This is a genomic window from Pedobacter sp. UYP1 (assembly GCF_040547305.1).
Taxonomy (GTDB): domain Bacteria; phylum Bacteroidota; class Bacteroidia; order Sphingobacteriales; family Sphingobacteriaceae; genus Pedobacter.
Genome location: NZ_JBEPPL010000004.1, coordinates 287891 through 309247, shown reverse-complemented (window position 1 = coordinate 309247; position 21357 = coordinate 287891). Strand labels below are relative to the sequence as shown.

The 21357-nt window shown below is 40.1% G+C and carries 19 protein-coding genes; 10 read left to right on the top strand and 9 right to left on the bottom strand.

Annotation, left to right across the window (positions count from 1 at the left end; genetic code table 11):
* Window positions 1-103 precede the first annotated feature (103 nt).
* From ABIB30_RS11460 to ABIB30_RS11450, 3 genes are all read right to left on the bottom strand, one after another.
* Entirely contained in the window at window positions 104-1069 is a 966-nt protein-coding gene (locus ABIB30_RS11460; RefSeq protein ID WP_354302115.1) for a FecR family protein, read from the bottom strand.
* A gap of 42 nt (window positions 1070-1111) precedes the next feature.
* On the bottom strand, window positions 1112-1708 hold the full coding sequence (locus ABIB30_RS11455; RefSeq protein WP_354302113.1) for an RNA polymerase sigma factor: 597 nt from the start codon (window positions 1706-1708) through the stop codon (window positions 1112-1114).
* A gap of 79 nt (window positions 1709-1787) precedes the next feature.
* A complete protein-coding gene (locus ABIB30_RS11450; RefSeq protein ID WP_354302111.1) occupies window positions 1788-3155 on the bottom strand; it encodes a S41 family peptidase in 1368 nt (455 codons plus the stop codon).
* A 142-nt stretch (window positions 3156-3297) separates the two neighbouring features.
* Between ABIB30_RS11450 and ABIB30_RS11445 the strand changes: the two genes are divergently transcribed.
* Together ABIB30_RS11445 and ABIB30_RS11440 are read left to right on the top strand one after the other, a co-directional pair.
* A complete protein-coding gene (locus tag ABIB30_RS11445) occupies window positions 3298-4146 on the top strand; it encodes an endonuclease/exonuclease/phosphatase family protein (RefSeq protein ID WP_354302109.1) in 849 nt (282 codons plus the stop codon).
* A complete protein-coding gene (locus ABIB30_RS11440) occupies window positions 4146-4574 on the top strand; it encodes a Dabb family protein (RefSeq protein ID WP_354302107.1) in 429 nt (142 codons plus the stop codon). The genes ABIB30_RS11445 and ABIB30_RS11440 overlap by 1 nt, the downstream gene beginning before the upstream one ends.
* An 11-nt stretch (window positions 4575-4585) precedes the next feature.
* On the opposite strand, the gene ABIB30_RS11435 is transcribed toward ABIB30_RS11440, so the two are convergent.
* Window positions 4586-5200, bottom strand: a complete 615-nt coding sequence (locus tag ABIB30_RS11435) for a helix-turn-helix transcriptional regulator (protein ID WP_354302105.1) — start codon at window positions 5198-5200, stop codon at window positions 4586-4588.
* A gap of 343 nt (window positions 5201-5543) precedes the next feature.
* Here ABIB30_RS11435 and ABIB30_RS11430 point away from each other — a divergent pair, with 343 nt between their 5' ends.
* The 8 genes from ABIB30_RS11430 to ABIB30_RS11395 all read left to right on the top strand — a co-directional run bounded on the left by ABIB30_RS11430 (window position 5544) and on the right by ABIB30_RS11395 (window position 15389).
* Window positions 5544-6053, top strand: a complete 510-nt coding sequence (locus tag ABIB30_RS11430; protein WP_354302104.1) for a DUF2480 family protein — start codon at window positions 5544-5546, stop codon at window positions 6051-6053.
* Between the two features lie 11 nt (window positions 6054-6064).
* On the top strand, window positions 6065-7192 hold the full coding sequence (locus ABIB30_RS11425; RefSeq protein ID WP_354302102.1) for an efflux RND transporter periplasmic adaptor subunit: 1128 nt from the start codon (window positions 6065-6067) through the stop codon (window positions 7190-7192).
* Between the two features lie 8 nt (window positions 7193-7200).
* The gene (locus ABIB30_RS11420; RefSeq protein WP_354302100.1) at window positions 7201-10359 is read left to right on the top strand and encodes an efflux RND transporter permease subunit; all 3159 of its coding nucleotides are present in this window, start codon (window positions 7201-7203) and stop codon (window positions 10357-10359) included.
* A 42-nt stretch (window positions 10360-10401) separates the two neighbouring features.
* On the top strand, window positions 10402-11796 hold the full coding sequence (locus ABIB30_RS11415) for an efflux transporter outer membrane subunit (protein WP_354302098.1): 1395 nt from the start codon (window positions 10402-10404) through the stop codon (window positions 11794-11796).
* An 81-nt stretch (window positions 11797-11877) separates the two neighbouring features.
* Window positions 11878-12321, top strand: coding sequence for a peptide-methionine (R)-S-oxide reductase MsrB (gene msrB, locus ABIB30_RS11410; RefSeq protein WP_354302096.1), 444 nt, complete (start codon window positions 11878-11880; stop codon window positions 12319-12321).
* A gap of 130 nt (window positions 12322-12451) precedes the next feature.
* Window positions 12452-14032, top strand: coding sequence for a M20/M25/M40 family metallo-hydrolase (locus tag ABIB30_RS11405; protein WP_354302094.1), 1581 nt, complete (start codon window positions 12452-12454; stop codon window positions 14030-14032).
* Between the two features lie 83 nt (window positions 14033-14115).
* On the top strand, window positions 14116-14865 hold the full coding sequence (locus ABIB30_RS11400) for a transporter substrate-binding domain-containing protein (protein WP_354302092.1): 750 nt from the start codon (window positions 14116-14118) through the stop codon (window positions 14863-14865).
* 62 nt (window positions 14866-14927) lie between these two features.
* A complete protein-coding gene (locus tag ABIB30_RS11395; protein ID WP_354302090.1) occupies window positions 14928-15389 on the top strand; it encodes a hypothetical protein in 462 nt (153 codons plus the stop codon).
* A 5-nt stretch (window positions 15390-15394) separates the two neighbouring features.
* Here the strand turns inward: ABIB30_RS11395 and gpmA are convergent, their stop codons facing one another.
* The 5 genes from gpmA to ABIB30_RS11370 all read right to left on the bottom strand — a co-directional run bounded on the left by gpmA (window position 15395) and on the right by ABIB30_RS11370 (window position 21219).
* Window positions 15395-16117, bottom strand: a complete 723-nt coding sequence (gpmA, locus tag ABIB30_RS11390; protein ID WP_354302088.1) for a 2,3-diphosphoglycerate-dependent phosphoglycerate mutase — start codon at window positions 16115-16117, stop codon at window positions 15395-15397.
* Window positions 16118-16163: 46 nt separating this feature from the next.
* Window positions 16164-16781 (bottom strand): hypothetical protein, encoded by a 618-nt coding sequence (locus ABIB30_RS11385; protein WP_354302086.1) that lies wholly within the window; start codon window positions 16779-16781, stop codon window positions 16164-16166.
* A gap of 22 nt (window positions 16782-16803) precedes the next feature.
* Window positions 16804-18567: an ABC transporter ATP-binding protein gene (locus ABIB30_RS11380; RefSeq protein WP_354302084.1), complete on the bottom strand. Its 1764-nt coding sequence runs from the start codon at window positions 18565-18567 to the stop codon at window positions 16804-16806.
* Window positions 18557-20296, bottom strand: a complete 1740-nt coding sequence (locus tag ABIB30_RS11375) for an ABC transporter ATP-binding protein (RefSeq protein ID WP_354302082.1) — start codon at window positions 20294-20296, stop codon at window positions 18557-18559. The genes ABIB30_RS11380 and ABIB30_RS11375 overlap by 11 nt, the downstream gene beginning before the upstream one ends.
* 143 nt (window positions 20297-20439) lie before the next feature.
* Window positions 20440-21219 (bottom strand): DNA-formamidopyrimidine glycosylase family protein, encoded by a 780-nt coding sequence (locus ABIB30_RS11370; RefSeq protein WP_354302080.1) that lies wholly within the window; start codon window positions 21217-21219, stop codon window positions 20440-20442.
* Between the last annotated feature and the right edge of the window lie 138 nt (window positions 21220-21357).

Sequence of the window (21357 nt, the reverse complement as noted above, 5' to 3'; positions counted from 1 at the left end):
TATCATTGTTTTTTTCCGGTCTGACCGGTAATTAAGAGCAGTACTGCCGCCAGCGGTACTGCTCTTTTTTGTGTTGGTACAACGTACCTGGTTTATCGAGCGCTCAATTCATAATAACATACCCCTCAGGGATTTTTTTAAACTTTAAATGGTGAGTAAATAAGAGTGTTTTAAGCACATCTTTAACAGGCTCATTTCTAAACTTTCCGCTAATGGCAAAGCCTTTAAAATCTTGCTTTTCGAATTGCAGCGTAGTATTATAGTAAGAGGCTACTTGTGCTAAAGCCTCTGTTAAGCTTGTATTGTCGAATTCCAATGTACCATCTTCTGTGTAAGATTTGATTTGACCATCAGCATCAAATACTGATTTTTCGCCTGCATCGCCAACCTGGCTGTACTGCTGCCCCGGGGTCAGCCTTAAAGCTGTAAAGCCTTTTTCATGACTGCCAATTTCAACCTTACCTGTATATAAGCGTATTTTTTCCAGCTGATATTTTTTATAGTTTTCTACAGTGAAAGAAGTCCCTAAAGCTGTAGTTGATAATTTTGCCGAATACACAGTAAAAGGTCTGTGCTTATCTTTAGCAATCTCAAAAAAACCTTTTCCTTTAATCAAGAATACTTTACGGTTATTTGAAGCAAATGCCGCCGGATATTTAAATACAGAACCTGAGTTCAGGGTAACCACAGAATGATCTGTCAGGGTAATAATTTTAACCGATCCTACAGGAACAATGACGGTTGTAAACAAAGCTTGCTGCTTCAGGTTTTCTGCCTGACGATGAGACAGATAGGCTAAGGCAGAAACAAGTACTAAGGATGCTGCAACAGCTAATTTGATAAAAAGCTTGAATACAGGTTTTATTTTAACTGGTGAAGCAATTATCTGATCTTCTTCAGCAGCTACCGGAATTTCTATACCATGGCCTTCAACCATCGGCATCACATCCAGGTAGTCCGAATCAAATTCTCCATTTTCTACTAACAGGAAAAACTCATCCAGCTCTGCTGCATTCAATTCCTTTTCAAGAAACCTACGGTATAGATTCTTTTTCTCGCTCGACTTCATACTACTATATACTATCGGGCGATCCCTTTAGGGGGGATGGAATTAAAATAAATTATCCAGAGAAAAAAGAAGGGGTAAAAACAGGTAAAGGTAATCAGCTGCATCCGCAAGTTTATTCAGATCTCTCTTCGCTAAACTCATGTGCTCTTTAATAGTTTCTTTGCTCACAGACAACATATTAGCCGCCTCAGCATAAGTAAATCCGTCAATTTTACATAATTCGAAGGTCTGTCTGCGCTTAGCAGGAATACGTCCCATAATTTTGCGGAGCAAAGCCAGATCCATAGCCGCAGTAATTGCAACATGCTGACTTGCCTCTTCCTGGGCAGACAGGTGCCTTCCACGAAACGCCAGCTTCATCTTCTGATCGGATAGTGTACGCTTTAACCAGGTAAAAGTTACATTTTTAGTAATCGTAAATAGATAGGGCTTCAGCTCCCGATCAGGGTCAAGATTTGCCCTTGCTTCCCAAAGACGCAGAAAAACATCGCTGGTTAGCTCGTCTGCGAGTTCAGCAGCACGTGTATGTTGAAAACAGTAAGCCCTGATATCTTTATAATACAGCTTATAAACGTGGGTAAAAGCATATTCATCACCATTAATGAAATCCTGAATAATACCTTTTGTTAATACTGTCATACCTTACAAATTTAAGTTTCAGAATGATGTAGTATATAAACTACGGATTAATTAAATGTTAACTTAAATGAAACAATTATTAATTTGGCCTGAGGATAGTCAAATTTGATTTCAAATCCACTGAAATCCTGGAATCAAAAAGAATTTTAGGTTTTTCACTGATAGCTTCAGTTTTAACCTGACCTGTACTGACAAAACTTTTTTGAAGACAACTCTGGATCAGCGGATCCGAAATATCACCAAAAGGTTTCAAAGGAAGTACTGACAATTCATCAGCGGTTTGATCTGGTATTAACCCGTTGCTGTAATCCCCTTTTCCGGTTGCGTTGTATAATTTAAAAATCATAGGATAGATTTCCCATTTCGGAACTAGCTGCGGATTTCTATAGTCTCTAATTACAAAACTGGCCATATCCTTACCCAAGGTTTGCTGCCCGGATTGAATAACAGTCAGATAAGGCCTTAGCGAATTGATCAGCAGTTCGGCCGCAGACGCAGTATGACCACCTGTCAATACATAAACTCTGCTGAGGTTCAGACGATAATTGGAAAGCCCGGAAAAACTGACTTTCTGGACGGTTTGAACCTTATTCAGTTCTGCTCCAAAACTACTTTTTCTTGAACCTGCATTTGAATTTCCCCGATATTCTACGAAAGTGGCTCCCTCAGTAGCATTGGAAGAGATCAGCGCTGCTAAGGTAGCCGCGACAGGTACACTACCTCCGGGATTATAACGAAGGTCAACAATTAACTCCCGGACTTGCTCCTGCTTAAAATAAGTAAAAGCCTTTTTCAATTGTGCTAAAGCACTTTCTTCAAAAGAATTTAAAAACAGGTAGCCATAAGTTTGACCACCAGATTCAAATGTCTTATAAGTATATACCGGATCTTCGGAATTGATTAACCTGGAGATTTTAATTGTTCCGGTTTTCCCAGCCAATTCGAGTTCTGCGCTTTGCTGTAGAATACTCGTGGTGGTTAGTGCCGCGATATTAGTTGCGGATGGTATTGTTCCATTAATCGTTTTAACAATATCTCCACGAGTTAATCCTTTCTCTGCACCTCTGGAACCGGGAACGACCAGGCTGATTACCGTTTGCAACTGTCCATCCCCGGTCTGCAAGGTAATCCAGTCAAATCCTAAAGTATGTACTAAAGATGGTGGATAGCTTTCCGGAAGATCCGGATTTACCAGCGCAGAGAAACGGTCAGCACCATTTCGCAAACCTTTGAAAAAAGCCTGAGGATCGTTATTCAGATCAGGTTTTCCGGGTAAACCGCTATTCCAGTAATAATATACTTTCATACTATCCAGTACCCAGGAGTTGATTCTTTCCTGACTGCCGGCAGGATAGTCTGGTTTATCTTCCGATTTCCGGCAACCAGTAATGGAGAAAAAAAACAGGTATAACAGCAGCGTTTTGATCAACAGAGAGCATGTCTTCATAAAAACGTTTATATCGGTGTGCGGTAAAATTAACTGCCCTGTATAAAGTTTATATTAAGATAAAAACATATAATGCTGCGAAATGTCTTTACAATCCTCAGTTAGTAAAACTATCATTATATTAGTCAGATTTATTTAGATTATGATTAGAAAAACCAGTATTACAGCACTTTTCCTTTTATTTTTAAGCACACAGCTTTTTGCACAAAAACTCATTATCGGAACTTATAACCTGCGTAATGACAATAAAGGAGACATCGGCAATTTATGGGTACAAAGAGCTCCAATTGTCGCAAACCTTCTTCGTTTCCATCAATTCGATGTTTTCGGGATTCAAGAAGGATTTAAAAACCAACTGGACGATATCAATAATGCTTTACCAGAATATGCACATTATGGCCGTGGAAGAGATGATGGAAAAGACGGTGGTGAGCATTCTTCGATTTTCTACAAAAAAGATAAATTCAAGCTTTTAAAAAAGGGAGACTTCTGGCTGTCAGAAAATCCTGATCAACCGGGTTTAGGCTGGGACGCTACTTGTTGTAACCGGATTTGTACGTGGGTTGAATTGCAGGATATAAAAACTGGCAGCAAATTCTATTATTTCAACGCACATTTTGACCATCAGGGAAAAATTGCAAGGGTAGAAAGCAGTAAGCTGATCGTCCGTAAAATGAAAGAAATCGCAGGGAATGAACCTGCTGTGTTTACAGGTGATTTAAATGGCGGACAAGACAGTGAATGGTATTTAACCTTAGCCAAATCTGGTTACCTGAATGACACTTATGGTCAGGTTAAATATCCTTATGTAAACAATCCTTCTTTCAATGAATTCGGCAAACATCTGGATGGTGCTGAAATTATAGACCATGTATTTGTAACGAAAGATTTTAAGGCAAATAGATGGGGGATTTTAACTGATTCTTACCAAGGCAAGTATCCTTCAGACCATTTTCCTATCTTAGTGGAGGTAAACTTAAATAATAAGTAATGAACAAATCAAACAGAAGAAAATTTATCGGGACAGCCGCAGTTCTTGTTGCGGGAACCGCAGCAACGGCAATGCCTGTGATCTCTTCAAATCATAACGAAATGAAAAATAAAGAAGAATTTCCGGTAGTGCATCATGTTTTCTTCTGGTTGAAAAATCCAGATTCAAAAGCAGATCGTGACCAGTTGGTTGCTGGGGTAAAAACACTTTCAGCCATCGAAACAGTAAATCACCTTAAAGTAGGTATTGTAGCCAGTACAGAGAAACGTGAGGTAGTAGATAACAGCTGGGCTGTATCTGAACTGATTTTCTTTAAAGATCTGGCTGGACAAGCGGTTTACCAGACGCATCCGATACACCTGGAATTCATTAAAAATTGCAGCCACTTATGGGAGAAGGTCATTGTCTATGATGCGATAGATGCCTGATAAATCTCAGGCTACTTAAGTGCAATCCGGTAAGAACATCTCCGATCTCCGGAAACGATATGATCTAACCGGTTAATATCCACTTTTTCTCCTAGTACGAACCGGAATACATTGAGCTCTCCAGAGCAAAATCCCTGGCAGGAAGTTGCTGCAGCACAGATAGGACAATGATTTTCAATGAATAAATAACCATCTTCATCCTTACTGTATTCAGCCATATATCCCTCCCGGCTTCTGATTTCTGTTAGCTTCGCAATCCTTCCTTCCAGCTCATCAAAAGGAGCTAATTCCATCATATACTTATCTCTGCCTGTCTGCTCATTAGCATCCATTATACTCTGCAAGGCATTATCCCCTAAAGTATTCCTGATCGTATTGATCAGCTTTACGGTAAGTTCAGCATGTGTATCGGGAAATTTAGCATTCCCGGCGGCGGTTAAACTAAAAAATTGTTTAGGCCTGCCTACCCCACTGGATTCGTTCTTAGCTTCAATTAATCCTTCCTCCGTATACTTTAATAATTGTAACCTCGCGCCCTCCTTTGTCATACCAAGTTCTTGCGCAATTACGGAAGCTGTTAAGGCACCGCGGGTTTTAAGCAGCATCAGGAATCTGTTTGTCATCATAAATTAATAAAACAAGTGTTTGGTTGTTTTATTCACAAAAGTACTAACTTTGCTGAACTTATTCATATTTTAAATCATAGTTATGTCTTTAAAATTACGCACAATTATAGCGATGTCTTCTCCGGAAAAACAGCCAGTCTTTCTTGTTCCGTATTGGAACGTACTCATGCGAAAGGCTTCCTGATCAGTTGCCGCGCTGCAACTGATCCTTCTTAAAAACACGATTAAGTAATAAAAGGCTATGATCAGCCTGTTTATCCTTCACTCCTTAAAAAATGATTTTAAGCGGGCAGGGATTCTTATGTCCAAAATAAAATGAAGCTGCCAACTCAACAACAAAAAAATGGAAGAAATTATTAATAAAGTAGAAATGAGCGGTATTGTCACGCTCGATCTGATTAATTACAAACCGCTCAAACAGGAATACATAGTTTTTGACCTTGTCCCTTATTTATTCCAGGGATATTTATTAAAGGAAAAAGTATTCAGAGTGGATATGATCCAGATAAACTGGAGTCAGTTTACTGGAAAAGAAGTGATTCTTTATTGTTCAAATGATGCGATTGTTCCTTATTGGGCTTATGTATATATCACCTCGTTGCTCAAGCCTTTTACAGACCTGGTTTATTTTGCTAATCAACAAGATCATACAGAGCTGATCTGGATGGAAAGAGTAAAAAAAATAGACTATAGCTTATTTAATGACCAGAAAGTAGTACTCAAAGCCAGTACAATAGTTCCTCCGGAAGTCTACGTCTGCGCAACAGGTTACCTGATGGAACAAGTACAAAGCCTGATGTGGGGAGAAGCTGGCTCTCCTATCATGATTTATAAAAAGAAAAAAAACTTATAGACCCACCCATAATGAAAACAACACTAATTTACTCCTGCCTTTCAGCTTGCCTGATTTTATCTTCCTGCGGAAATTCTAAAAGCCCGCAGCAGCAGGAAAATATACAAGAATTCCCCGTTTTATCAATTACGCCTCAAAAGACAGATCTTTTTGCAGAGTATCCGACCACACTGCAAGGCGAACAAACCGTAGAAATCCGTTCCAAAGTAGATGGATATATAGAACAGGTATATGTTTCGGAAGGTACAATGGTGAGTAAAGGGCAACCTTTATTTAAAATAGATGCCAACAGCTTCCAACAGGAAATGAATAATAAAAATGCAGCAGTTCTTGCCGCTGTAGCTAACCTGGAAACTGCCAGCATTCAAACAGAAAGAACAAATGTACTGGTAGAGAAGAAAATTGTAAACTCCTTTGAGCTCACTTCTGCCAAAAATGTAGAACAGGTAAAAAAAGCGGAACTCAATCAGGCAAGAGCCGATCTATCTGCTGCCAAGTCCAAGCTTGCTTATACAAATATTGTAAGCCCGATTAATGGAGTGGTGGGAAGTTTACCTTATAAAATAGGCAGTTTAGTGAGCAGTACTTCTGAAACTGCACTAACTACCATTGCCAATACCAAACAAATCTACGCTTACTTTTCACTAAGTCAGCAGCAATTGGGTGCATTCTTAAATCAATATGACGGTCAAAAAGTCAATGAGAAATTCAAGCATATGCCCCAGGTATCGCTCATGATGCAGGATGGTGAAATGTATACTACAAAAGGTAAAATTGAAACACTAAGTGGCGTACTGAACGCCTCAACAGGGGCTGCAAATTTCAAGGCAGTATTCCCAAACCCAGCAGCTAAATTATGGAGTGGTGCGAGTGCGATCATCAGAATCCCAACTCAGCTGAGCGACGCAATTATGGTACCTAAGTCTACCACTTTCGAATTACAGGGAAAATACTTTGTCTTTAAAGTTGACCAGAAAAACATCGTCCACCATACGGCAATTGATATTATGGAAGCTGTTACGGATAAAGACTACGTGGTTACCAAAGGACTGGCAGCAGGCGACCAAATTGTTACCGGGGGCCTGGGTAATTTAAAAGACGGTATGAAAATTAAACCCAATCCTTCAACCTCGAAATAAGCATAAACATGTTAAAGAAATTTATTGAAAACCCGGTATTGTCTACGGTCATATCGATTATTATAGTCATCCTGGGAATATTGGGACTAACCTCCTTACCGATCTCCCAATATCCTGATATCGCCCCGCCCACAGTTTCTGTAACGGCTGCTTATCAGGGCGCCAATGCCAATGTGGTGATGAAAAGCGTCATTATTCCACTGGAGGAGCAGATTAACGGGGTAGAGCACATGACTTACATGACCTCTACGGCAAGTAATAACGGAAGTGCTACAATCACCATCTTCTTTAAACAGGGAACAGACCCTGATCAGGCAGCTATCAACGTACAAAACAGGGTCACTAAAGCGACCAGTTTATTACCTGAGGAGGTAATTAAAGCCGGGATCACGACCAGTAAAGAGCTGAGCAGTCAGGCCTATAGTTTTTTACTTTACAGCAGTAACCCTGCTTATGATCAGAAATTCCTGGACAACTACCTGAGAATAAACATTATGCCTCAAATGAAACGGGTAAATGGCGTGGGAAGTACACAAATTTACGGTATGCAGGAATATTCTATGAGAATCTGGTTGAAACCCGAAGCGATGGCGAATCAGGGTTTAATCCCTGATGATATTGTAGCAGCGCTCAAAGAACAGAACATTGAAGCTGCCCCCGGTAAATTGGGAGAAAACAGTAATCAGTCTGTTCAATATACCTTAAAGTATACCGGCCGTCTGGAAGAGGTCAAACAGTTTGAAGATATTATTCTCCGCAGTGCTAAACAAGGCGGTTTATTACGTCTTAAGGATGTGGCAGACATAGAATTCGGTGCACAGGATTATACCACTTCTCTGATGACGCAAGGAAAAGTTTCTTCGGGTGGTGCAATTAGCCAGACTTCTGGTGCAAATGCCAGGGAGTTGATTATTGCTTGTGAAAATATCTTAAAGGAGGCTTCGAAAGACTTCCCTCCAGGTGTAACTTATCATCCTTTCTCTAATGCCAATGATTTTCTGAATGCGTCAATTGAAAAAGTGGTTTCCACTTTAGCAGAAGCATTTATCCTGGTTTTTATTGTCGTCTTTATTTTCCTTCAGGATTTAAGATCAACTTTAATTCCTGCCATAGCAGTACCGGTAGCGATTATCGGAACATTCTTTTTCCTGAAGCTTTTTGGTTTTACAATCAACTTGCTTACTTTATTCGCTTTAGTACTGGCCATTGGAATTGTGGTCGATGATGCGATTGTAGTTGTTGAGGCGGTACATGCGAAACTAGATCAAGGTGCAAAATCAGCCAAAAAGGCGACGATGCATGCGATGAGTGAAATCAGTGGTGCCATTATTTCGATCACCCTGATTATGTCGGCCGTATTTTTGCCCGTAACTTTTATTACAGGTTCTGCGGGAGTCTTTTACAAGCAATTCGGATTAACACTTGCAGTCGCTATTGTCATCTCGGCGGTAAATGCTTTAACACTGAGTCCAGCTTTATGTGCTATATTTCTAAAACCACATGGGCCTGAAGCGCATACGCGTCCAACTGGATTCTTACCTAAATTCTATGCTGGCTTTAATACTGCATTTGAAACGGTAACCAATAAATATATTGGAGGAGTCCGCTTTTTGATCCGTAGAAAATGGATATCTATAGCTGGAATTGCAGTATTTGCGGGAATATTTTATTTCCTGATCAAAACCACCCCTACCGGGTTTGTACCGAATGAAGACAGTGGAGCGATTTATGGAGATGTGATCCTGCCTCCTGCTTCTACCTTACAACGTACAGAAGAAATCACCAATCTGGTAGATAGTATAGCCCGGTCCATACCAGAAGTAGAACTTTCTTCCAGGTTGGCCGGAATGGACTTAATCAATGGATTTGGCGGCTCATACGGTGCCCTGTTTATCCGCCTGAAACCATGGAAAGAAAGGAAGGACAAAAACCAGGATGTGACCAGTATTGTCAATCAGCTATTTGCAAAAACAGGCCATATTAAAGGGGCTAAGGTCATTTTCTTTGCTGCACCAACTTTACAGGGCTTCGGAAATAACAATGGTTTTGAAGTTCAGCTTCAGGACAAAACTGGTGGTAGTTATGCAAGTTTCTCAGAAAACATTGGGAAGTTCATGAATGCGCTGAATCAGCGTCCGGAAATCATGTACGCAGCAACACCATTTAACATTGGCTTCCCTGAATTGGAAGTGAATGTAAATGTAGCTAAATGTAAAGATGCCGGCGTTAATGTAAAGACCGTATTGAATACGCTTCAAGGATATTACGGCGGATTATATGCTTCAGATTTCAACAAATTTGGCAAGCAATACCGGGTAATGATGCAGTCTCACCCCGGCTCCAGAGGTAAAGAAGCGGATATCAATAAGGTGTTTGTTAGAACAGATAAAGGCGTTATGGCACCTATTACAGAGTTCGTAACGCTTAAAAAGACTTATGGCCCTGAATTTATCAACCGTTTTAACCTGTTTACTTCTACTACGGTAACCGGGACACCCAAAATAGGCTATAGCTCTGGGGATGCGATCAGGGCAATCAATGAAGTTGCTGAACAGACTTTAGGCCGGGGTTATTCACATGAATTTTCCGGGCTGACTAAAGAAGAACTTTCCAGCGGCAGCCAGACGACTTTAATCTTTGCCCTGTGTCTAATCTTTATCTATTTTCTGTTGAGTGCACAGTATAAGAGTTATATCCTGCCAATGGCCGTATTATTATCCTTACCAATTGGATTAGCAGGTGCATTTATCTTTGCTAAAATCTTCGGGATAGATAACAATATCTTTTTGCAGATCAGTTTAATCATGCTGATCGGATTACTGGCTAAAAATGCGATTCTGATTGTTGAATTTGCGTTAATGCACAGATTAAGTGGCAGAAGTATTACTCAATCGGCAATCTATGGTGCAAAAGCAAGGTTGAGGCCCATCTTAATGACCTCGTTCGCTTTCATTTTCGGACTGATTCCATTAATGCTGGCCACCGGTGCAGGTGCATTGAGTAATAAATCAATCGGAACAGCTGCTGTTGGCGGAATGCTGATCGGCACCCTGTTTGGCGTCTTTGTAATCCCTGTATTATTTATTCTTTTCCAGGCTTTACACGAAAAAATATCAGGTGTACATCCACCTAAACATGAGCCTTCACCTCTTCCAGAAATCATTTAATCCTGTCGGATTCAGCTGACAAAAGTAAAAACAGATAAATAGATGAAAAAAATATATCACTCTTTCCTGATTCCTTTAGTAATCGTTTCGGGCTTATGGAGTTCTTGTAAGGTAACCAGGCCTTATAGCAAACCCGCAATTTCTACTGCGCCGGCTTACCGCGATGCAGGCCTTTCAGATACGACAAATATGGCCGCTTTAAAGTGGTCAGCCATTTTCACTGATACTGTGTTAAACCATTTAATTTTACAAGGTTTACAAGCGAATTTTGATTTGAAGATCGCGATTGAGCGGATCAACGAAGCAAAGGCAAACTTAAGAATGAGTAAAGCTGCTTTTTTGCCTGAGATTAATACCAATGTTTCGGTGAAGCAATCCAAGCTTGCCTATCCGCAAAGCTTTGGAATATTCGATAATTCTACGCAGTATGATTTCGGTATTACAACTGCCTGGGAAATTGATGTGTGGGGTAAATTAAGCAGTGTAAAAAAGGCATCATTAGCAGAACTCCTGGCTTCCGATGCGGCTAAAAGAGCAGTACAGACGCAACTGATAGCCAACATTGCCAACTACTATTATGATTTGCTAACGCTGGATGAACAGCTGGCTGTGACACAAAAAACGGCCTTAAACAGAAAGGCTGATGCAGAAGCCATTCAACTTCTTTTTGAAAGCTCTGTATTAAATGGAGTCGCAGTTGTGCAAAGTGAAGCCAATTATTATGAGGCAGATCTGGCTATTCCTGATATTGAGCAAAAAATCAAAGAAACTGAACATGCTTTAAGTGTTTTGCTGGCCAGAACACCCGGGAAAATTGAAAGAACATCATTGCAACAACAAAAACTGGATTATGATTTAAAACCTGGCATTCCTGCACAGTTATTAGCTAACAGACCTGATGTGCAACAGGCAGAGTATGTTTTCAGAGCTGCATTTGAGCGCACCAATGTTGCGAAAACCAATTTCTACCCCGCTTTAACCATTACCGCAGCGGGAGGTTTTTCCAGTCTTACACTTAAGGAGTGGATTAACAGTGCAGGTTTATTTGCGAATATTGCTGGTGGTCTTACCCAACCTCTTTTCAACAGAGGTATTAATAAGGCGAAGTTAACAACAGCACAATCTCAGCAAAATCAGGCGCTTTACAATTTTCAGCTGTCTCTTTTAAAAGCCAGCCAGGAGGTGTCTGATGCATTAGCTGTGTACCAGTCTGCTATACAAAAAGCCGGTAAGCGGCAAAAACAATTAACCGCTTTAACAAAAGCTGTATCCTTTAATAAGGAACTGCTGAATTATAGTAAAAATACAAATTATACAGATGTACTGACTGCTGAACAGAATCTGCTGACTGCAGAACTCAGAGGCATCAATGATCAGAGTCAGAAATTACATGCAGTGGTCAATTTATACCGCGCATTAGGCGGTGGTTGGAATTAGGTTGTTCAGACAGCTGCAAAGATTACTTTCGGGTAGTTTTTGCAGCCTGTTTTTTTTAATTGTATTGCTTATCTTTATCCTATGAACACGAATCCAATAAACAATCCATACTATTCCAGAACGAACGACACCAAATTAGAGGTTTCCAATACGGAATGGAAAAAGATACTGCCTGCCGATTTATACCATGTTGCAAGAGCGCAAGGTACTGAACGTGCATTTGCAGGAAAGTATTGGGATAGCGAAGAAATCGGTACTTATTATTGTGCAGTTTGCGGAAATGTGTTATTTAAATCTGATGCTAAATTTGCCAGCAGCTGTGGATGGCCGAGTTTCTTTGAAACCATTAAACCCAGCAGCGTAATTTATAAAGAGGATATCAGCTATGGCATGCGCAGAGTTGAAGTGACCTGTGGCCGTTGCGATTCTCACCTTGGACATATTTTCAATGACGGTCCTGCGCCAACACATCAGAGATTTTGCATGAATTCCGTTTCTCTTGAATTTGAGCCTGATCAGCAATAAATAGCCCTGATCAGCAAAAAATAATCTCATCAGCAATCAGCTTTATACAAGACACAATCTTGTTACCATCCGGAGGATAAAACCTTTTATGGCTACCTTTAATTTAGATTTATTTATCAACCCTAAATTAATGAAAGCTATCCAAAAACACTCTTATCTAAAGCATAGCACAAAAGCTCTTGTTATTTCCCTGCTGCTCACGGGAAATATCGGCTATGCACAAACAAAAAACCAGGTTATTGACAATATTGTAAAAGAAGCTACTGAAAACTCACAGTTAGAAAACCTTGCACATGAATTGATGGATGTAGTGGGCCCGCGTTTAGTAGGTTCTCCGCAAATGAAACAAGCCAATGACTGGGCAGTAACTAAATATGCAGGCTGGGGAATCAAAGCAAAAAATGAGAAATGGGGAGAATGGCGCGGATGGGAAAGAGGAATATCTCATATTGATATGGTTTATCCCCGCGTAAAATCATTAGAAGGGATGCAGTTAGCCTGGAGTCCGGGTACTAAAGGAAAATCTGTAGTTGCAGAAACAGTAGTGTTTCCAATGCTGGCAGATTCAATCGCTTTCAAAAACTGGTTGCCAACAGTTAAAGGAAAATTCGTCCTGTTTTCTGTGAACCAGCCTACAGGCAGACCTGATTATAACTGGGCAGAGTTTGCGACTCCCGAGTCTTTTGAGAAAATGAAGACTAGCAGAGCTGCACAAACTACCGCATGGCAGGCTAACGTAAAAAAAACAGGTTTAACCCTGAAAACTCTGCCGGCTGCATTTGAAAAGGCAGGGGCACTTGGTGTAGTAACCTGTAACTGGTCAAATGGCTTTGGTTCAAATAAAATATTCGGAGCCAATACAAAGTTAATTCCTACCGTAGATATCTCTTTAGAAGACTACGGATTATTATACAGATTAACCGAGTCTGGAAACAAACCTAAAATCAGTGTTCATGTAGAATCCAAAGAACAAGGTGTGGTTCCAACTTTCAATACAATTGCCGAAATTAAAGGCACAGAGAAACCTGATGAATATGTGATTTTATCTGCGCATTTCGATTCATGGGATGGCGGAACTGGTGCGACTGACAACGGTACAGGAACAATTACCATGATGGAAGCCGCAAGGATTTTGAAAAAAATGTACCCTAATCCTAAAAGAACCATTTTAATTGGACATTGGGGCAGCGAAGAGCAAGGCTTAAATGGTTCCAGAGCTTTTGTAGAAGATCATCCGGAAATTGTAAAAAATATCCAGGTGGTATTTAACCAGGACAATGGTACTGGAAGAGTCGTTAATCTTGCAGGACAAGGTTTCCTGAATTCTTATGACTACCTGGGCCGATGGTTAACAAACGTACCGGAAAGTATCAAAAAACATATCACAACCAATTTCCCTGGTGCGCCGGGTGGTGGTGGCTCTGATTTTGCATCATTTGTTGCTGCTGGTGCGCCTGCATTCTCCTTAAGTTCTAACAGCTGGTCGTATGGAACTTATACCTGGCATACTAACAGAGATACTTATGATAAAATTGTATTTGATGATGTACGTAATAATGCGACGCTGACTGCAATCCTGGCTTATATGGCTAGTGAAGATCCGGAAAAAACATCAAGAGACAGAGTTGTATTACCAGTTAATCCCAGAACTGGCGAACCGGGCACCTGGCCTCCAGTTGTAAAACCTACGCGTAAAGGTGGAGTAAACTAGTTTATAAATATGGTTAAAAAAGAAGCCGGCCGGCTTCTTTTTTAACCATTTCTTTTTCAGGATAAATTACTGATATTAACAGGATGAAATTTGAGATCCGTCACTATCTTTCCTGTGGTTTAATCCTGATGCTGGCCTTTGCCTGCAGCCCCAGAACGGCAGCCAATCCAGATGCCACGACAACAACCAGTTCAACACTCCGGGTTGGATCAACAGGTGATTACCCTCCATTAACCAGTTATGACACCCTCACCCATCAATTTCATGGAGAAGATATTGAGCTGGCTTTACGTTTAGGGAAACATTTAAAGAAAAAGGTAGTTTTTGTTAAAACTACCTGGAAAGATCTGAGTGCTGACCTGCTGGACAAAAAATTTGATATTGCAGCAGGCGGAATATCCGTGAATGCAACAAGAGCAAAACTATTTAACTTCTCTGTCCCGCTGCTCATGGACCGTAAGGTGGCTGTTTTCCGTTTAGCAGACCGTTCAAAATTCATAAATTTTAATGCGATAGATCAACCCGGTGTCAGGATCATTGAAAATATAGGAGGGACAAATGAAATATTTGCCAGAAAGGCCATACAAAATGCAATAATAAAGGTTATTCCAGACAACCAGCAGGTTTTTAAAGCCCTGTTAAATCAGAACGCAGACATCATGTTTACGGATGAGACGGAAGCGAAGTATCAGCAGAAAAAACATCCGGAACTTTACTGGATCAACTTACCGGAACAGCTCAGCCCTGCTTATGCCAAAGCAATGATGTACAATAAAACAGATACACTATTACAGCGTAAAGTAGATGAATGGCTGAAAAAACAAAACAAGTAGCAACACAATTATGGAATTACCTCTATCAGCGCATCCTATCTATATATTTAATAATAGCGCTTATGAAAAATCCTATCCTAATTTGTATAGCTCTGGCCTCAACAATACTATACAGTTGCCGTCAGGATAACGGTATAAACCCAGAGAAACCAATTGACACAAACTGTTATATGGCTGTAGATGGCAGAGACACCTCTAAAATGGAAATTAAATCTTTTAGCAAGGGAAGGGTAAGTGGAGATCTGGTAGTTAACTATTATAAAAAAGATAACAATCGCGGGGAGTTTGAGGGCGCATTTAAAGGTGATACCTTATTCGTTATTTATTCCTTTAAAATCGGAAAGAAACCTACAGGTTATAAAAACCCGCTTGCCTTTCTGAAAAAAGACAACAAATTATTGATGGGCATTGGAAAGATGGAAGGCGTACTGGGTAGAATCTATTTCAGAAAGGATATCCCTATAGACTTTTCACAGGGTAGATTTACTTATGCACCTGCAAACTGTAAAAAGGAGCTAAAATAGCTCCTTCAGTAATCCTGAATATTTTCTGACACCTCTTCTGGCCTGAGAAAATACTTCCGTAAAGGAACAAAACTATCATCCATTTCGTAAACCAGCGGAATCCCCGTAGGCACTTCATAATTGATAATATCCTCATCCGAAAGCTGATCAAGATATTTGACCAGTCCCCTCAAAGTATTACCATGTGCTGCAATCAAAATATGTTTCCCACTTTTAAGTGCTGGTGAGATTTCATTCTGATAATAAGGGATAACCCTTTTCATCATTGTTTCCAGACTTTCAGTTAAAGGTAAAAGTGAAGGGTCTATACCTGCGTAACGCAGATCTTTAAAAGGCGAGCGGATATCTTCGGCGGTGAGCGCTGGTGGTGGAACCGTAAAGCTCCTTCTCCAGGTCAACACTTGTGCTGCGCTATACTTAGTTATAGTATCAGCTTTATTAAGGCCTTGAAGCGCACCATAGTACCGTTCGTTCAACTGCCATGCTTTGATTTCCGGAATCCAGAGTGAATCCATAGCTTCCAATACGATATGTAAAGTTTTGATTGCTCTTTTCAGGACAGAAGTGTAGGCAATATCAAAAGTAAAACCCGCCTTGGCCAGTAATTTACCGGCCTGCAAAGCCTCGTCCCTGCCCTGCTCACTTAAATCGACATCTTCCCAGCCAGTAAACCTGTTTTCAAGGTTCCATTCACTTTGCCCATGCCGGATTAAAACTAGTTTATTCATGAAAATTTATTTATGCTCTTATAGAACATCAAAACAAAGCTTTTGTTTAATTAGCCCTGCCGGAATAAATTTCTGAGATTTCCAGGTTCATTTTTTTAATTTCCAGAACCAGGTCGTGCAGAATAGCCACATCAGGATTAGAAGTATCCATAAATTCAAGATCCTGTGCCCCTTTTCCATATAAACCATCTTCCATCAGAAAATCGTGGTCAACTTCTTCCTCTATAATCAGTTTGCATAAAAAGAAAAAAGCATTGGCAGTTGCAAAAGGTAATTCTGTGATCGCTTCTTCCAAATCATTGTCAATTACCCCTTCCGCATAATCGCACAGTTCGTAATAAAGCATACAAGCCAGCTCATGGATGCGCTCATCTGAATACAATTCATCCAGATCTATTCCATGTAACAAACAGAAAGTATCAACTGCGGCATCAATATGTGCTATACAATCGCGGATAGCTATTGATATATCATCATCCGAAGCCTCCAGCAGTTCAAAATACATGACCGGTGTCACATCACTTTCATCCAGCCCTTTTAAGGGCGTAACCTCATTTTCTACAATAGAGCGATATCCATATTCCGCAAATTTCATCGTAGAAAAACTCAATATGTGAATAACGATAGGTAAGATATCTTCCTGATCATATTTAGTAACTGCCATATCTAATTATTTAATAAGGGAATTAACTCAATCTTTTCCCGTGCATCAATCTGTCTACAGCTTCTTTAAAAGAACCGGCCCTGGTAACTTCTCCCGAATTGATGAAAAAGATCTCATCTGCATTTTCAATTGTATTTAACCGGTGTGCAATCACTACTAAAGTAGTTTCTTTTGGCAAGTTAGCTAAAATCTGCCCAAGCAACTGTTCAGTTATCGTATCAATATTAGCAGTAGCCTCATCCAGAATCAACAATTCAGGTTTACGTAAAACTGCCCGCATAAAAGCAATCAGTTGCTTTTGTCCGATACTCAGACTATTCCCACCCGATAGGATTGCCGTATCCAGCCCCTCATCAAAGGTAGCCAGTAACCCTTCTAATTTCGCCTCTTTCAGTACATTCAAAAACTGTTCATTGCTGAATTTATGATAACGTGGATTGCTATAGAGAATATTTTCACGTACCGTTCCTGTAAACAAGAAAGGCTCCTGCAAGATAAAACCAATTTTTTCCGCACGCTCTTCTGCGCTGTAAGTACGGATATCTTTTCCACCTAACAGGATTGTACCTTCCAATGGATCATACAATCGGGCCATTAATGACGCCGTTGTGGTTTTACCACCACCTGTTGGCCCTACTAAGGCATAGGTTTTACCGCGCTCCATTGCAAAGCTTATATTGTGTAAAATCTCATAACCACCAGGGTAACCAAAGTGCACGTTTCTGAATTCAAGAACTGCATTTGTCGGGTTCTCTGTATCATCATATGAAATGGTCACCAGGTTATTGTTGAGCGATAAAATCTGACTGATCCTGTCCCAGCCCGCTAAAGCTAACTGGAAACTCGTCCATAAAGCCGCCAGCTGACGCAACGGATTGTAAAAGTTAGTTGCATAAGACAGGTAACTCACCAATAAACCTATCGTAAAATTCCCTTGTGTAATCAGGTAAATACCAAAAGACAATACCGTCAATTGTGCAATTGATGAAAACAATCCAAATACGGGGAGAAAAATATTATTAGCCAGCCCCGCACCAATTGCAGTTTTATAATTTTTCTGGTTAGCCAGATCAAACCGCTTTCTAAAATAATCCCGTCTGTTAAAGGCGATGATCACCTTAAAATTATTCAGACTCTCCTGAATTTCGGCACTCATCGCACCCGTACTTTTCAGGTTTAATGCGTTTTTTTTCTTAATCCATGGAGAGATTAATTTGGTGAAAATCAAAATAAAAGCAGCCGGCACCAAGGCCGCCAGTCCCAATTCGATATTAATGATCAGCAGGAAAATTCCCGCTCCAATCATGATCACAATATTACTGATAAACTGCATTAATGCTTGTGAGAAGAACTGGCTCAGTTTATCCGTATCATTATTGACCCTGGAAATCAAATCACCTGCTTTATTTTCATTAAAAAAAGCAAGCGGGAGCTGCTGGATTTTATTAAAGATAGCATTCCGAAGTTCAAAGATAATACGTTGCCCTAATCCTCCCATTAACTTCGTCTGAAAATAACTGCTCACAAAAGCAGTAATGTACATTGCTAGCAGGATGCCCGAGAACACCAGTACACCATGATACTGTTTAGTCAGGATATATTTATCAATGGTATGCCCGATTAAAAAAGGGCCTAATAAGTTCAAAGAAGCATTCAGCAGCACCGCGCCTAATGCAATGATCAATGTCTTTCTCTCTTGCTCTACCAGCTTTAACAAGCTTTTTACCCCCGACCAGGTAGAACTTTTTGCTGCCCCATCTGGCAGGCTGTTCAAATTATAGTTCATAGTTGGAAGTACTTTGTTGAGAATTAAGAATCTGTATATATTCCGGGCTTTTTTGCATCAGCTCCTCATGCGTTCCTTCAGCCAGCAGTTCGCCCTGCATCAGCAGAATAATCTTCTCATAATGCTGCACGGCTGCAATTTTCTGCGTTACCGAAATCAAAGTAAGCCCTGGATAATTTGCAGTAATATTGGCCAGTATTTTTTGCTCCGTCTGCGGATCAACCCTTGCCGTAAAATCATCAAGCAATAATATTTTCGGATTTAAAGCTAGTGCCCGGGCTAACATGATCCGCTGTTTCTGCCCGCCTGAAAGACTCAATCCCCGCTCCGACACTTTAGTATTCAAACCTTCGGGCATGGCATCTATAAAGTCTTTCAACTCTGCAGTTGCTATAGATTTTTCCAGAGACGCATCAGTAACCAGATCACTAAAAGCAATATTTTCACGGATACTCATGTTAAACATAATACTATCCTGAAATACAAATCCCACCTGGGCATGAAAAGCTTCAGACTGATATCCTTCAATAGGTTTACCGTCATACAATACTTTTCCTGAACTCGCATGAATAAGCCCTGTCAGCAGGTAAAGCAATTGAGATTTCCCCGCAGCAGTAGGCCCGATAATCGCAATCTTTGAACCCGGTTCCACTTTAAAAGAAATGTCCTTCAGTGAACATTTTTCCCCATACATAATGCTTACAGCTTGTACATCAATTGCTCCGGTCAGACTCGTTTTTAACGTACCTGTTTCTGCAGGATCTTCTGCATTCAGCACTTGACTGATTCTTCCAAAAGATGCTGTAGCCTGCGCAATAACGTTGCTCATAAAGCCAATTACCAGGATCGGGAAGATCAATAAAGCAAGATAACTGTTGAAAGCAGCAAAATCCCCGATGGTCATACTTCCCTTAATCACATAATGCCCACCCAGCGCAAGAATAGTTAATCCAGCCATGTTTGCTGTAAAAACAATGATCGGAATCAGCCACGCGAATAACCGCAAAATAGAAATACCAATATTCTTTGCCTGTGTACTGGCATTAAAAAACTTCTCATATTCCAGCTGCTGAGAATTGATGACACGGATCAGTGCAGCGCCAAGAATACTCTCATTAATGACTTTGTTTAACCAGTCAATAACTTCTCTGCTCTTCTTAAATAGTACTTTTACCTTACCTAATACAATATAATATGCACCACCAATAATAGGAATAATACAGATTGTGGTTAAACCCAGTCTCCAGTTAATACTTAACAGCAAAATAGTAGCACCGATAATAATAAAGATAGAAGAGACTATAGAAACAATAGCCTGAGAAATAAACAACTTCACTGAATCCACATCTGAAGTCAGGTTAGTCAATAATTTCGAAGGATTGGTTTTCTCAATAAATACAAAACTCTGCTCTGAGATTTTCCTGGTAATCCTGGTTCTCAGATCGCGTGCTACACGCTCCGAAGCGAAAGTCTGTACAATTCCCTGCAGGTAGCTGAATACAAAAATAATCAGCGCGACTACCGTAAATTCTATGATAATGGCTTTATAGGAGAAATTTCCACTATTATAAGCATCGATTCCATGACCAATCATCCGGGGAAGCCATAAATTCAATCCATTGCTGAACAAAGCAAATAGAATGAGCATGATGACCATTGCCCTATAGGGTTTTAACAGGCTGAATATTCCCGGAGGACTCTTTTGATCAGTACTGATTTGTTCTTTCATTTTTAAAATTTATTCCTTCAACCCCAATCAATAGCCATTGGTTTATTGAGCTGATGAAGTTATAAATTTTTGGAGGAATAATTTATCAGCAGTCTCGTTTTAATCAAATTTTAACGGTGAATGAACTGCTCAGACCGGTCAAATTAATTAAAAACCTCTTGCTCCTCGGTATAATAGGTCTTCCTTGCTCCTGCTTTTACAATCAGAATAGGCATGCCCGATGGACTATGCATCTTCTTTGTGGTATGGATTTTCAGGAAATCTCTCACTTCACCACTGATAATGTCTGGATGGGTTTTTGAAATCTGTTTCACTGCATTTTCCAGTACATGTCTCACCGCTTTGGATAGATCTTTCAGCTTTTCATCAGGAATCTTATGCGCTGGAGAAAAAGGTGAAATCCCAGCTTCCCATAAAATCTCGTCCGCATAAGCATTGCCAATTCCGCGGATAATGTGCTGATCCAGCAATACATTTTTAACGGCTGCTTTTTTCACAGCAAAGACTTTTTTAAAGAAACCGGCATCTACTTCTGGTGCTAAAGCATCCGGAGTTTCATCAGCAGCCGGATTTAAAGTAGCCTTCGCCATTCCCTGGAAATCAGTCAGACAAAATTGAGTACCGTCTTTAAAAAGCAGTTCAATAATAGCATGTTTTGGAACCGTTTCTTGTTTAGACAAATGAAGTTCGCCTTTCAGCATCATATGTATACTCAATATCGCCTTATTTTCAAATCCAAAATACAATTCTTTTCCGGCACGGGATACCTCGCTAAGTTTCTGATCTTCAATAGCAGACTTTAGTTCTTTCGCAGAAACATTCAGTTTCTTACCATTTGTCACAATAACTTCTTTCAGCAGTTTGCCACTTAGTTTTTGTTCAAGATTGCGGCTGAAAATTTCTAAATCTGGTAATTCAGGCATATTATATCGGTTTTTCGTTAAATGAGGCTAAAATATACGCGAAAAATTCTATTATCCTTTTATTCATAAAAAACATTATCTTTAATTTAAATCAACAAGTGCTCTCAAACTCATTTTTTGATTCTGATAAAAATGAGT

What these genes read in the sequence shown, in the direction of transcription:
- ABIB30_RS11385 (WP_354302086.1), bottom strand. Translation starts at nt 16,781, where the DNA reads ATGGCAGTTACTAAATATGATCAGGAAGATATCTTACCTATCGTTATT.
- msrB (WP_354302096.1), top strand. Translation starts at nt 11,878, where the DNA reads ATGAACACGAATCCAATAAACAATCCATACTATTCCAGAACGAACGAC.
- ABIB30_RS11370 (WP_354302080.1), bottom strand. Translation starts at nt 21,219, where the DNA reads ATGCCTGAATTACCAGATTTAGAAATTTTCAGCCGCAATCTTGAACAA.
- ABIB30_RS11450 (WP_354302111.1), bottom strand. Translation starts at nt 3,155, where the DNA reads ATGAAGACATGCTCTCTGTTGATCAAAACGCTGCTGTTATACCTGTTT.
- gpmA (WP_354302088.1), bottom strand. Translation starts at nt 16,117, where the DNA reads ATGAATAAACTAGTTTTAATCCGGCATGGGCAAAGTGAATGGAACCTT.
- ABIB30_RS11425 (WP_354302102.1), top strand. Translation starts at nt 6,065, where the DNA reads ATGAAAACAACACTAATTTACTCCTGCCTTTCAGCTTGCCTGATTTTA.
- ABIB30_RS11400 (WP_354302092.1), top strand. Translation starts at nt 14,116, where the DNA reads ATGAAATTTGAGATCCGTCACTATCTTTCCTGTGGTTTAATCCTGATG.
- ABIB30_RS11455 (WP_354302113.1), bottom strand. Translation starts at nt 1,708, where the DNA reads ATGACAGTATTAACAAAAGGTATTATTCAGGATTTCATTAATGGTGAT.
- ABIB30_RS11380 (WP_354302084.1), bottom strand. Translation starts at nt 18,567, where the DNA reads ATGAACTATAATTTGAACAGCCTGCCAGATGGGGCAGCAAAAAGTTCT.
- ABIB30_RS11435 (WP_354302105.1), bottom strand. Translation starts at nt 5,200, where the DNA reads ATGATGACAAACAGATTCCTGATGCTGCTTAAAACCCGCGGTGCCTTA.
- ABIB30_RS11405 (WP_354302094.1), top strand. Translation starts at nt 12,452, where the DNA reads ATGAAAGCTATCCAAAAACACTCTTATCTAAAGCATAGCACAAAAGCT.
- ABIB30_RS11395 (WP_354302090.1), top strand. Translation starts at nt 14,928, where the DNA reads ATGAAAAATCCTATCCTAATTTGTATAGCTCTGGCCTCAACAATACTA.
- ABIB30_RS11375 (WP_354302082.1), bottom strand. Translation starts at nt 20,296, where the DNA reads ATGAAAGAACAAATCAGTACTGATCAAAAGAGTCCTCCGGGAATATTC.
- ABIB30_RS11440 (WP_354302107.1), top strand. Translation starts at nt 4,146, where the DNA reads ATGAACAAATCAAACAGAAGAAAATTTATCGGGACAGCCGCAGTTCTT.
- ABIB30_RS11430 (WP_354302104.1), top strand. Translation starts at nt 5,544, where the DNA reads ATGGAAGAAATTATTAATAAAGTAGAAATGAGCGGTATTGTCACGCTC.
- ABIB30_RS11460 (WP_354302115.1), bottom strand. Translation starts at nt 1,069, where the DNA reads ATGAAGTCGAGCGAGAAAAAGAATCTATACCGTAGGTTTCTTGAAAAG.
- ABIB30_RS11415 (WP_354302098.1), top strand. Translation starts at nt 10,402, where the DNA reads ATGAAAAAAATATATCACTCTTTCCTGATTCCTTTAGTAATCGTTTCG.
- ABIB30_RS11445 (WP_354302109.1), top strand. Translation starts at nt 3,298, where the DNA reads ATGATTAGAAAAACCAGTATTACAGCACTTTTCCTTTTATTTTTAAGC.
- ABIB30_RS11420 (WP_354302100.1), top strand. Translation starts at nt 7,201, where the DNA reads ATGTTAAAGAAATTTATTGAAAACCCGGTATTGTCTACGGTCATATCG.